This window comes from Caldicellulosiruptor kronotskyensis 2002, assembly GCF_000166775.1.
GTDB lineage: Bacteria > Bacillota > Thermoanaerobacteria > Caldicellulosiruptorales > Caldicellulosiruptoraceae > Caldicellulosiruptor > Caldicellulosiruptor kronotskyensis.
Genome location: NC_014720.1, coordinates 690,415 through 703,901, shown reverse-complemented (window position 1 = coordinate 703,901; position 13,487 = coordinate 690,415). Strand labels below are relative to the sequence as shown.

Below are 13,487 nucleotides of genomic sequence, written 5' to 3'. Positions count from 1 at the left end.
TCGAAATCATGAATTTTGAAACTCAGAAGTTAGCCGTTCTATTTCCCTGAAAAAGAGCTCTGCTGGCTGGCGGTAACCAAGGATTTTTCTTGGCAAGGTATTACACCAATTCTGCGCCCGCTCAATTTGTGAAAGTGACAATTCACTGATAGCTGTTCCCTTAGGAATCAACCGCCTGACTAGACCATTGTGCCGCTCATTAGTGGCTCGTTCCCAGGCAGAGTAAGGGTGAGCATAGTAAATATCAATCCCATGGACATTTAAATTGGCAAACTCACTACCGTTATCCGCAGTGATGCTCTTAAACACCCGAGAAAACATAAGACCATACTGGCTTTTTAGCTGCTTTAACGCTTCATCCACTGCCTCAGCAGTTTTGCTTGCCAATGGGAGGAGCAGGTGATAGCGAGTTTTTCTTTCCGTTAGGGTCAGCAGAACATGATCATTAGAGCGTCTTCCCAGAACAGTGTCGATTTCCCAATGGCCGAACTCCTCACGCTTTTCAATGCTATCAGGCCGCTCGCTAATACTCTTGCCGAAAAGGCGCTTGTGTTTTCTCAAAGAATTCTTCTTGGGTTTACGTCTGGTTTTTATGAAAAGGTCTATATTGCGGACTTTAAGCAAGCAGCGGTCGATATAGTTGTATAGGGTTTTGGTGCAAACCATGGACGAAGGGTCAAAGAGTTTTTCTCGCCGAGCAGCTCCTACAACAGCATCAGGGGACCATTTGTCTTGAAGTATCTTTTGCTCAGCATATTGGAGGAAGGATTCAACTTGGAGGATCTTACTTTTTCGGCCACAGAAAGAGCGGTTCTTCTCATATATCGCCTGGCCAGTTTCTGGGAAGTATGCTTCATACGTAGTTAGATCTGTACGGCGTTGAGTTGTGGTGCCACGTTTTATTTCGCGGTAAATGGTGCTGCGATGACGGCCAAGTTTTTAGCGATTTGAGTTGGTGAGAACCCTTCTTTTAAAAGAGCGCAAATTTTACCTCTTTCATAAGGTGTAAGGTGTTTAAAAGTACGAGGTAATGTGGTATACTCTTGAGTAAGAACCATAGCTGAAACCTCCATATGTGTTAGTTTTTTGCCAACCAACATCATATCGGGTTTCATGCTATGGTTCAACTATTTTGTGAAAAGCTTTAATTAGTGAATCTTTTTCGCTATCTTCAGCAATTTTTACATTATTCAACACCATTAACCTTTTATCTGGCATTAATCCCCTTTTTAAACATCTCCCCCAAGATTGTTCAAAAAGTCTTTATGTGTCTCAAATCTTATGACCTCCCCCATATTATCCCTCCTATTTTACTACTTCTACATATTAATATAAATTCCTCCTTTGTTTACCAAAATTTTATATTTTGTAACATTGTTGTAATATTTCAATCTTATAATGTGTTGTATTAAAAAGAGCAGGATTTCTCCTGCTCATGTTTTAATATATTTTTACTTGTCTGTATCCATTGTCCAAAAATGTTACAGCAAACTTCCAAATTTTTTTACAAATCTCGTTTTAACGTATTGCGCCAAAGTCAAGTATGCAAGAAGCGTAGCTGCCAAGAACAAGAAGTATATTGCTGGTAGAGGCGTCATCCCAAGTTTAGCTCCAAAAGAAGTAAATGGCACAATCGTTCCTACTGAAACAGCTGCTGAGGTAAAAAGTAATAATGGCCATGAAGCAATGCTTTGTATAAAAGGAATCTTTTCGGTCCTAAGCATGTGAACTACCATTGTTTGTGTCCATAAACTTTCCACAAACCAGCCTGTTTGGAAAAGTGAAACAAATTGGAGTTTAAGTGCTTCAGGCAACAAGAAGTAAGAGCCACCTATAACCAACGGACCAATTACAAAAAACATCAAAGCATAAGTGGTTATATCAAAAATTGAACTAGTAGGTCCAAACCATACCATGAAATTGCCTATATTTGCAGCATCCCATTTTCTTGGCTTTTGTATATACTCTTTATCCATTGTATCCCAAGGCACTGATGTCATTGACAAATCATAAGTTAAATTAAGGAAAAGAAGTTGCAATGGCTGCATTGGCAAAAAAGGCAAAAATGCACTTGCTACTAAAACTGAAAATACATTACCAAAATTAGAACTCGATGTAATTGCAATGTATTTCATAATATTTCCAAAAATTCTGCGTCCTTCTACAACTCCCTCTTCTAATACCGTAAGACTTTTTTCTAAAAGTATTATATCTGCTGATTCTTTTGCAATATCTACTGCAGAGTCAACAGAAATTCCAACATCGGCTTCTCTTAATGCAGACGCATCATTAATTCCGTCCCCCATATATCCAACAATGTGGCCTTTGCTTTGTAAGGCCTTTATTATTCTCGATTTTTGCATAGGAGAAAGTTTTGCAAAAATTGTCGTCTTTTCTGCTACTTCTGCTAATTCTTCATCTGTCATATTCTCTATTTCATTTCCTAATAGAATATTCTCTACAGCAATCCCCACTTCTTTACAGATTTTCTTTGTCACTATTTCATTGTCACCAGTGAGAATTTTTACATCTACTCCATGTTCTTTTAAGGCTTTTATCGCATAAGGTGCAGATTCTTTTGGCGGGTCTAGAAAACCTATAAAACCCATGAGAACCATCTTACTTTCATCCGCTACACTGAAAACTCCCTCTGGTGGAACATCATTTTTTTGAGCTACGGCAAGCACCCTCATTCCGTCTTCATTTAATTTTCTTACCATTTCTCTTACTTCTTGGCGTATTTCATCTGTCAAAGTAACTACTTCACCTTTGTACTCAGCGTATTCGCAGATGGAAAGCACTTCTTCAACGGCGCCTTTCGTTACAAGCTGCCTTTTCCCACCTTCGCTCTCTAAAACTACAGACATTCTTCGTCTTACAAAATCAAAGGGTATCTCATCAACTTTTTTGTATATTTTATCTAAACCATTAAAGCCTTTTTCAGCTCCATACTCTAAAATGGCTACATCCATCAAGTTCCTCAGACCTGTTTGATAATAACTGTTAAGATATGCATGTCTTAAAACTCTGTCATCTTCATTTCCATGTATATCAAGATGTTTTTCTACAACTATTTTGTTTAATGTCAAAGTGCCAGTCTTATCAGTACAAAGTATATCCATTGCTCCGAAATTTTGAATAGCATCTAATCTCTTGACAATTGTCTTATGTTTTGCCATTGTCACAGCACCTTTAGCAAGGTTTGTAGTGACTATCATTGGAAGCATTTCAGGAGTAAGCCCTACAGCTACAGCCAAGGCAAAAAGCAATGCATCCAACCAATTACCCTTTGTAAGGCCATTTATCACAAAAACAATTGGAAACATAACTGCCATAAACTTGATAAGCACTTTGCTGACATTGTTAATACCCTTTTCAAAACTTGTCATTGCCCTATGCCCTACAAGGGACTTTGCCATTGAACCAAAATAAGTACGGTCACCTGTTGAAAGGACCACGGCGATAGCAGAGCCGCTCACTACATTGGTACCCATAAAGCATATATTTTCTAAATCTGAGAGATTTAAATCCTTAGCTTTTCTTTTTTCTTCTTTTAAATCTGGATATTTCTCCACAGGTTCGGATTCTCCAGTCAAAGTTGCTTGGTCTATAAATAAGTCCTTAGAAGTAATAACCCTAACATCCGCAGGTACCATATCTCCTGCTGTCAAATGTATTATATCACCAGGTACTATTTCTTCCATTTTTATTTCTCTCTCACCTGTATCTTTGCGAATAACTGCAGCAGTCATGTGAACAAGGGCTTTCAATTTTTCCGCTTCTATATTGGAGCGGTACTCTTGAACAAAGCGAAGCAGTCCACTAACCGTTACCATTATAGAGATAATAATTATGGTGCTCCAATCTCTGTCTTGAGGTGCAGTAAAAAGTACATCAGTTATATATGACATAATTACCAAAAATACCAATATACCTATGAAGGGATTGATAAAAGCTTTAATCAATTGAATATACCAAGGAGCTGGTTTTTCATGGGCTACTTCATTTAACCCATACATTTCAAGTCTATCTTCTGCTTCCTCAGAAGTCAAACCTTCTCTGTCTGTGCCTAATTGTGCCAAAACTTCATCTACATCTTTTTTCGCAAACTCAATTAATTGGGTAAGTATCGTATCTGTGAATCCATTTTTCTTTGCGATTTTGATCATTTCCATACACCTCCAAAACACAATAATAGGCTAAGGCTGCTGAGTCTTTTGCAATCTTACAGTTACAGTATTTGTTTTTTTGTGAAAAACTTTCGCACTTAGACGATGGAATTAAAAGGAATTGTTTTGGAGGTATATGTAATAGGACATTAAAAGAAGGGATAAATAGGCATTTTAAGAAATAGCAAAATTTATTGAAAAGGCCACGTGTGAGAAGAATGGACGTGGCCTCAAACTATGCCCATCCTTCTTCAATGTCATATTACATATACCTTTATAGCTTTTACTACTACCTCCACCGTCCATTCTTCTCACCTCCGTTTTTTCGCAAGTTAAAAAACCTCTCAACGAATGAAAGAGGTTTTTAAACATTTCACTTTGTTGAGCTTTGGCACTATACAGCTTTGGAGCATCCTCCAGCTGCATTAAGTAAAACCTTAATTCGATAATACTTGTTGACCCGTTAGCATCTCTCGATGTTTCCGAGCAGCAGCGTATATCTGTATAGGAGCCTCACCTAACGATTGTATTAACTTGTGTCCTTCTACATTATATTCTTCTATTTACAATCTGTCAATCTATCTTGAAAAATTTTTTACAACTTAAATTGCAATATTAAATGCGACACATTTTTTGGAAACCCGAATGATGTTGGATTTCGAAATCATGAATTTTGAAACTCAGAAGTTAGCCGTTCTATTTCCCTGAAAAAGAGCTCTGCTGGCTGGCGGTAACCAAGGATTTTTCTTGGCAAGGTATTACACCAATTCTGCGCCCGCTCAATTTGTGAAAGTGACAATTCACTGATAGCTGTTCCCTTAGGAATCAACCGCCTGACTAGACCATTGTGCCGCTCATTAGTGGCTCGTTCCCAGGCAGAGTAAGGGTGAGCATAGTAAATATCAATCCCATGGACATTTAAATTGGCAAACTCACTACCGTTATCCGCAGTGATGCTCTTAAACACCCGAGAAAACATAAGACCATACTGGCTTTTTAGCTGCTTTAACGCTTCATCCACTGCCTCAGCAGTTTTGCTTGCCAATGGGAGGAGCAGGTGATAGCGAGTTTTTCTTTCCGTTAGGGTCAGCAGAACATGATCATTAGAGCGTCTTCCCAGAACAGTGTCGATTTCCCAATGGCCGAACTCCTCACGCTTTTCAATGCTATCAGGCCGCTCGCTAATACTCTTGCCGAAAAGGCGCTTGTGTTTTCTCAAAGAATTCTTCTTGGGTTTACGTCTGGTTTTTATGAAAAGGTCTATATTGCGGACTTTAAGCAAGCAGCGGTCGATATAGTTGTATAGGGTTTTGGTGCAAACCATGGACGAAGGGTCAAAGAGTTTTTCTCGCCGAGCAGCTCCTACAACAGCATCAGGGGACCATTTGTCTTGAAGTATCTTTTGCTCAGCATATTGGAGGAAGGATTCAACTTGGAGGATCTTACTTTTTCGGCCACAGAAAGAGCGGTTCTTCTCATATATCGCCTGGCCAGTTTCTGGGAAGTATGCTTCATACGTAGTTAGATCTGTACGGCGTTGAGTTGTGGTGCCACGTTTTATTTCGCGGTAAATGGTGCTGCGATGACGGCCAAGTTTTTTAGCGATTTGAGTTGGTGAGAACCCTTCTTTTAAAAGAGCGCAAATTTTACCTCTTTCATAAGGTGTAAGGTGTTTAAAAGTACGAGGTAATGTGGTATACTCTTGAGTAAGAACCATAGCTGAAACCCTCCATATGTGTTAGTTTTTTGCCAACCAACATCATATCGGGTTTCATGCTATGGTTCAACTATTTTTTGGTGTCGCATTTAATTTTACAATTAACCAATTTGTTATGAAAAAATTCTATTTGCAATTCTATTATAACGCTATTTATATGAATAATCAACACTTACTCTGTGGAATTACCTAAAAGCGTGAAATCTATCGATGTTTATTATTGTTTGAATTATAAAATACACACCCTTTTTATTCTTTTACCGCATAAACATAATGGTCAATGACTTCCCCTATTTTATCCAATATTAGGTCGGCAGCACCGTTTTTTAAATCTTTTTTTCTCATCTTTTGGTACTGAGAAGGAAAATACTGACTTACAAGCCAAGGTGGAATTTTAACATTCTCTAAATTTCCAATAAGAGAATAAACAGCACTTTTCACACTCTCGTTTTCAAAATAGTATCTCCATCTGTCAAGATAGCTATATAGGAGCTTTGACTTAATTAACTTATCATTCTCATCAAAATATTTACTCCAGTGATCTTTGCATGTTAGCATAGTATTCAATAAAACTTCTCTAAATCTTGACAGTTTCTCCTTTTCATTGCTATAAATTTCTTCTTCAATATGACTAAGTGCTACTAACGCTTCGCGCAATGTAAATGTTAGAGCAGGACCAACCTTTAAAATTGCAATACCACATTCGACCATTCTTTTTAAGTTTTCTTTTGTTTGATAATCTGTAGAATGGCCTTCAAATACTATATTGTACTTTGCCAAAAGTTCTTTTAGCGGCTTTACTTTTTCCATATCAAAATCAACAATTTCATCGCTCCCAAATTCAACTCCAAAATTTGCAACAACAGCAACTACATAATCGAATACATGCTCAATTCCTTCCTTTTTAAATGCTTCTTTGAAATATTCTAAACTTCTTTCTAATTCATCTTTAGTAGTAATTGTTTGACAAATAGAAGACTCTCCGCCGGGAGGTGGCACATCAGCTCCTATCACATAAACTGGCCTTGTAATATAGGGATTGTTTATAGAAATCTTCTCAAAACACTCCTCCGCAATCCTGCAGAGCACAGCAGTTCTTTTAGCAATTATTTCATCATCTATGCTGTTCTCCCCTTTTAAAGGCATACTCGTGTCGATGTGAATTTTGGTAAAACCTGCTTTTATGTATTCTTTTATCATTTGCTTAGCATACTCCATAGCAATTTCTGGTTCCTGGTCACGCCACACAAATGGTCCAAGATGGTCCCCACCAAGAATTATTCTCTCAAGTGGAAAATCAACTTTTTGAGCAATTTTTATAACTCGTTCTTTGAACTGAGACGGTGTCAACCCAGAATACCCGCCAAATTGATTTACCTGGTTCGCTGTGGCTTCAATAATAATTGGTAGGTTTGTATCTTTCATTCTTTTTAAAACTGCTTCTAAGACTATTTCATTTGAAGAACAAACTGAAATAATACCCTTAAACTCTTTTTCTCTATTCTTAAATAAACCAATCAATGGATTTTGAGGACTCATTTGAAATTCGCCTCTTTTTTCATCTACTCATTATTTCCTTTAATCTTTCATAGATCTCTAAATACTGTTCATAATACCTTGAATAAAGCTTGTAATTATCAAAAGATGGTAAATAAATTGCCTTCGATTTTACTATTTCTTTTATAGTATTAGAGATATCTTTAAACATCCCTACGCCATATCCTGCTAATATTGCTGCACCAAGGGTTGTTGCATTATCCGAGACTGGCACCTCAATGATTTTGCCTGTTACATCAGATTTTATCTGACACCATAGTTTGCTATTTGCTGCTCCTCCAACAGCATAAAGTCTATCAATTTTAACACCATTCTTTTCTGCAACTTCTAAATTATGTCTCAGCGCATATGCACATCCTTCCATAATGGACCTTATAAAATGAGCCTTTGTTTTTTTATAACTCACACCATAGAAAATGCCCTTTGCGTTTCTGTCCCAAATAGGAGACCTCTCCCCTGCCATATATGGCAAGAATATAAGTCCTTCTGAACCACAAGGAATTCGTTCTGCTTTTTCATCCATGATAGTAAATGGACTTTTACCTTCTCTTTTTGCAGTTTCTGCTTCTTCATAGCCAAACTGCTCATAAAACCATCTTAAGCTTCCACCACCAACAGTTCCACCTTGGAAAAGCCATCTTCCCGGTACAACATGGTATGATAAGATAAGCTTTGGATTTGAAACTGGTCTGTCAAGGCATATACTCATGCCACCTGCTTGCCCACCTTGTTCTTGCGTTTGCCCCACTTCAATAACACCAGCACCTAAGGTGCAACAAGCTGCATCTAATCCCCCTGCAACAACAGGTGTACCTTCCTTCAACCCTGTTATACTTGCAGCTTTTTTTGATACATACCCTACTACTTCGTGACATGGATAGATTTGTGGCAAAAGTTCAAGTTCAATTTTAAACATATCAGCAGCTTTTTCATCATAGCAGCCTTTTTCCATATTGAAGAAATGATATCCATACCCTTGCGATAAGTCCTGTGAAAAAGAATTTGTGAGTTTAAAAACAATAAAGCTGTTGCTCTGTAAAAACTTATAGGTATTTTTATAAACATCAGGTTTGTTTTCTTTGAACCATAAAATCTTGAGTGTTGAATATGTGGGATTGAGAGGATTTTTGCTTACCTCAAAAATATATTTCTCATCAATTCTATCACAGATATTTTCTAAAATAGAAGATGAGCGAGTGTCCATCCAAATTGGTGTATTAGATAAGACATTCCCATTTTTGTCAACAGGAATGCAGGACCAACTTTGTCCTGCAATTCCTATTGATTTTATTTCATCTGGTCTGATATTATTTTTTGCAAACATCTCATTAATTGCGTTGACAACAGCATCCCACCATTCATTAGGATCCTGTTCTACAAAGCCTTCTTGAGGAAAGTAAATATTATATGGTTTTGAAGTATCAAAAATGACATTCCCTTCTCTATCAAATACGCTTAGTTTACAGGCAGAGGTTCCGATATCTATACCCAAAAGCAATTCTCTCATACCCGCTTACTCCTTTTTAGTCTCTAAACGATTTTAAATAAAGCTCTTCAAGATCCTTTTCGTCAGGAACTCTTGGATTTACCCTGTTATCAGGAAATTCTATCGCATGTTTTACCAAATCCTTAACATCCTCTTTCTTTATTCCAAAATCCTCCATTGTGTAATACAGGTTGATTGATTTTAAAAATGAAACAATTTCCTGTTTCAAAGCATAGGCTGCTTCTTTGTCAGATACTTTCTCAAGCTCAGGATTAAACATTCTTGCCACTTTTGCAAACCTTTCTATAGCCCAGTCCACTGTATAATCTAAAAACGCAGGGTAAACCACTGCCAAGCTCTGACCATGACTTACATGCGGGAAATGACCGCCAATTGCCTGACCTAAAGCATGTGGAATTGTCGTCCCAACATTTGCTAAACAACATCCTGCTAAAGTATCTGCCCAGGCCATCTTTGTTCTTGCCCCAAGGTCACCTGGATTGTCATAAGCTTTTCTCAAATATTTAATCACAATTCCAATTGCCTCAAGTGCCAACATATCTACATATGGCTGATTATTTACATTTATGTATGACTCAAAGCAATGTGTAAACACATCAAACCCTGTTGATGCAGTGACAGCAGGAGGAACAGTTAAAGTAAGCTCTGGATCTACGATTGCAACCTTGCATATTATATTGTCACTTGCAATTGCTGATTTGCACTTTTCTTCTGTGTTTGTCAATACAGAGACTCTTGATGTTTGCGTACCTGTTCCTGCTGTTGTTGGAACTCCAATTATAGGCAGTGTTTTTTCTGTAGGTTCTTTTTTAAAATAAAGATAATCCCATGCACTTCCTTCATGGGTTGCTGCAACTGCTATTGCTTTTGCTGTGTCAATTGAACTTCCCCCACCAATGCCTATTACAAAATCAACTTTCTCTCTTTTTGCTACCTCTGCACCTTCTTGGATTGAGTCAAGTGTGGGATTTGGAATAACATGATCAAATACAATGGTTTCAATACCTTCGGAATGAAGGCTATCTAACATCTCTTGATACTGCTGAGACAAAAACTTTTCTACATTCGGGTCAACAACAACTAAAACCTTTTTCCCAAAACGTTTCGCCCAAATGCCAAGTTCTTTTCGTCTGCCCACTCCAAATATTATTCTGGTGGGCTGATAGTAATTAAAGCTTTTGACCATTTTATATTCCTCCTTATATAATTTTTTGAATATATTAACTTAAAATGATTACTTTCCCTTTCACATTCTCCGGACTTTTAAATAACTCAAATGCTTCTTTAATATCTTTTAGATGAAAGGTTTTGTATATCAACTTATTGCTGAACTTTAAGCGTTTATCTGAAAAATATTGGGAGGTCAACTCCCATTCAATGCCTGGAAAAGGGGCACTATATGACATCCAAGAACCTGTAAGATGAAACTCTTTCCTATTGATTTTTTCAAATAGATGAGGCGAGAAAGCAATATCCTTTGTAGGTGTACCTATAAGGCAAACACAGCCTTTGTTTGAAACAAATTCGAAAGAGAACTTTATTGTCTCAGTACTACCTGCTGTTTCAAATACATATCCAAAACCTCTGCCTTTTGTGAGTTCACTTATCTTTTCTGTAAACTTTTCTTCAGTTGCATTAACAACAAAATCTGCTCCAAACTCTTTTGCAAGTTTTAGTCTCTCATCTTTGATATCAACAACACAGATGCATCTTGCGCCCATTATTCTTGCCCACTGTAACGTAAAAATCCCAATTGTTCCTGCACCCAAAACTAAAACATCTTCGCCACCTTTAAAATCAACACACCTAAGTCCATGTAAAGCTACAGTGGATGGTTCAAAAAAGACAGCCTGTTCAAAAGGGATACTTTCATCAAATTTTATTGCATTTCTTGCAGGAATCGCTATGTATTCGGCAAAGCTCCCTTGCCTTCTTGACCCAATAAAACTGTAGTTTTTGCATTGCGAATACCAACCCTTTTGACAATCACTGCACTTAAAACATGGCAATAACGGAGCACCCACCACTCTGTCGCCAATTTTAAGGTTTTTAACGTTTTTGCCAACCTCCACAATTTCACCAGAAAATTCGTGTCCTAATATGATAGGATAAAAATGTGCCGCATCACCCAATACTCTTGGAATGTCAGACCCACATATGCCACTTGCCCTCACTTTTACAAGAACCTCATCCTCAGTTATTTTAGGATCTTCAACCTCTTCATATCTGATATCACCTTTTGCGTGTAAAACTGCCGCTTTCATCTTTAAAACATTCGCTCCTTTTTGTTGACTTTTTCATAAATTTTATTGTGAAATACAAATACTATTAATTGTGTTCTTTACATATGCCTTTATCTCTTCAATTGAACTGTCCATAATTGGCCTTATATCTGGTTTAGATAAATTGTCTAATGATTTTTTTATTGCGTTTATCTGTGTTAGCATTACCTCTGTGCCAAAATTCAACTTTTTAATTCCACTTTGAATAGACTTCCTTAACTGTTCAGCTGTAAGCCCGCTGCAACCATGCATAACAAGTTTTGACTTAATTGAATTGGAAATTTCATTGATAAGATCATACCTCAAAGAAGGCGTTCCCTCATAAAGTCCATGCTTTGTTCCAACACTAACCGCTAAAAAATCAACCTCAGTTTCTTCTGAAAACTTCTTGGCATCTTTTACTTTTGTGTATACAATAGCACTTGGGGTGCCATCTTCTTCCTTCCCATATATAGCATTTATTTCGCCCTCAACTGCAATCCCATATCTGTGAGCTTTTTTTACAACTTCGTAAGTTTTCTTAATATTTTCATCAAAAGACAGTGATGAACCATCAAACATTACTGAAGAAAACCCTAAATCAATTGCTTTTTCAACAAGCTCAATATTCTTTGCATGGTCTAAATGAATGACAAATGGAGTATGTAGCTTTTCAACTTTTGATTTTGCTAAGTTGAACATTACCTCAAGTCCATATTTTAAAGCAGTTTTTTGTGAAATCATTAAAACAACAGGAGTTTGAAGCTCATCAGCAGCAGCTACAATTCCATATAATTGTTCGAGGTTCACAAAATTAAAAGAACAAATTGCGCTTTTCACAAAACTATAATCAAAAACTTCTTTCAAAGAGATAATAGCCACTTGTTTTCACTTCCTTTTTTAATGAACAATCTATAACTAAACGTTTTACTTTTAATAAAAATAAATAAGAAATTAAACGTTTAGCTTTATAATAGAATAACATTAAACAAATCCATCTGTCAATACCCAAAAAGATTTTTTAAAACTATACTTATCTAAAATCCAACATCCTAAACTCTCAGTCTACTCTTTTGATTGAATTCTTTATCAAAACTTGTGCGCTCAACTTTTTTTGCAAAGGAAAATCACTTTTATCCCCTTTTAATCTCTTCAATAGCAATCTTGCAACAGACTCTCCTATCTCTTCCATTGGCTGGACCACAAGAGATAATGATGGCTTTACTATCCTTGCCATTTCTAAATTATCAAAGCCTATAACTGACAGCTCATCAGGGACTTTTATGTCTTTTTCATTTATAGCAATAATAGCACCAAGAGTCATCTCATAATTTGTAACAAAAACAGCAGAAGGAGGATTTTGGATTTCAAGTAATTCAATCATTTTTTTATAACCTGATTCCATATTATGAAATTCTCCAAACTTTATGTATTCTTCATTTAGAGGTATGTTAAAATCGGTATGAGCTTGAACATAGCCATTCAACCTTTCTTGAGCAGTATAGATATTCTGTGGCCCACATATTATTCCAATTTTTTTGTGCCCCATTAAAATTAACTTTTCAACTGCTTGATATGAAACCTCGAAATTGTTCACAAGGATTGTATCACATTCAAAGTCATCAATTGGTCTGTCCACTGCTACAATTGGAATGTCTCTTTTTATAATCTTTTTGATATCGCTTCCTTTCAAGTATGTGGGAACAACCACTAATGCATCAACTCTTTTTTTATAAAGAAAATCCAACCTTTCCTTTTCTAACTTTTCATCATCTCTGTAATCACATACAACAATACTATAACCAGTTTCAAGCAATACATTTTCTAACGAAGATACAATTGTATTAAAGAAAACTTCAAAAACAGGAATCAAAACTCCAATTGTCATTGTCTTATTAGTTCTGAGCCCTCTTGCAATCTCATTCACTTCAAAATCTAGCGCCTTTATTGCCTCTTCTATAAGAATCCTATTTTTTTCTAACACATTACCACCATTGAGATACTTTGATATAGTTGCTATTGAAAGTCCTGTATACTTTGCTATATCTTTTATTGTAGCTGGAATCTTAACCACCCTCTCGTACTGAATTTTGGCAATATTCTTTATTGTTTATTTTACCATCTTGTCTTTATTCTTTTCAATAATAAAGCAAGTTGTACTTTATGAAACATTATAACACATTGTTTTTGATTCTTTCAATTTTGTGTTGATTGTATTTGAGTTATATAGTATAATTAGGGATGTAAATATAAAAAAACCAAAACAAATTTGAACA

At 36.4% G+C, this 13,487-nt stretch carries 8 protein-coding genes, 1 pseudogene and 1 riboswitch; all 9 genes and pseudogenes read right to left on the bottom strand.

Translation table 11 applies throughout. From position 1 onward, the window contains the following. Positions 1-6 precede the first annotated feature (6 nt). Positions 7-1,058 (bottom strand): annotated as a pseudogene (locus tag CALKRO_RS02875) (IS30 family transposase). A gap of 423 nt (positions 1,059-1,481) precedes the next feature. After that, complete coding sequence (mgtA, locus tag CALKRO_RS02870; RefSeq protein WP_013429612.1) at positions 1,482-4,169, bottom strand: magnesium-translocating P-type ATPase; 2,688 nt, start codon at positions 4,167-4,169, stop codon at positions 1,482-1,484. A 364-nt stretch (positions 4,170-4,533) separates the two neighbouring features. Then, positions 4,534-4,701, bottom strand: a riboswitch (M-box (ykoK) riboswitch). 132 nt (positions 4,702-4,833) lie between these two features. Continuing rightward, a complete protein-coding gene (locus CALKRO_RS02860) occupies positions 4,834-5,886 on the bottom strand; it encodes an IS30 family transposase (RefSeq protein WP_013429611.1) in 1,053 nt (350 codons plus the stop codon). Between the two features lie 249 nt (positions 5,887-6,135). Beyond that, on the bottom strand, positions 6,136-7,425 hold the full coding sequence (locus CALKRO_RS02855) for a class II D-tagatose-bisphosphate aldolase non-catalytic subunit (RefSeq protein ID WP_013429610.1): 1,290 nt from the start codon (positions 7,423-7,425) through the stop codon (positions 6,136-6,138). Between the two features lie 19 nt (positions 7,426-7,444). Further along, positions 7,445-8,950, bottom strand: coding sequence for a xylulokinase (locus tag CALKRO_RS02850; RefSeq protein ID WP_013429609.1), 1,506 nt, complete (start codon positions 8,948-8,950; stop codon positions 7,445-7,447). A gap of 16 nt (positions 8,951-8,966) precedes the next feature. After that, positions 8,967-10,136, bottom strand: a complete 1,170-nt coding sequence (locus CALKRO_RS02845; protein WP_013429608.1) for an iron-containing alcohol dehydrogenase — start codon at positions 10,134-10,136, stop codon at positions 8,967-8,969. A 34-nt stretch (positions 10,137-10,170) separates the two neighbouring features. Continuing rightward, positions 10,171-11,214 carry a galactitol-1-phosphate 5-dehydrogenase gene (locus CALKRO_RS02840; protein ID WP_013429607.1) on the bottom strand — a complete coding sequence of 348 codons (1,044 nt, stop codon included), beginning with the start codon at positions 11,212-11,214 and terminating at the stop codon, positions 10,171-10,173. A gap of 42 nt (positions 11,215-11,256) precedes the next feature. Next, a complete protein-coding gene (locus CALKRO_RS02835; protein ID WP_013429606.1) occupies positions 11,257-12,093 on the bottom strand; it encodes a class II fructose-bisphosphate aldolase in 837 nt (278 codons plus the stop codon). Positions 12,094-12,271: 178 nt separating this feature from the next. Beyond that, a complete protein-coding gene (locus CALKRO_RS02830) occupies positions 12,272-13,285 on the bottom strand; it encodes a LacI family DNA-binding transcriptional regulator (RefSeq protein ID WP_013429605.1) in 1,014 nt (337 codons plus the stop codon). Positions 13,286-13,487 lie beyond the last annotated feature (202 nt).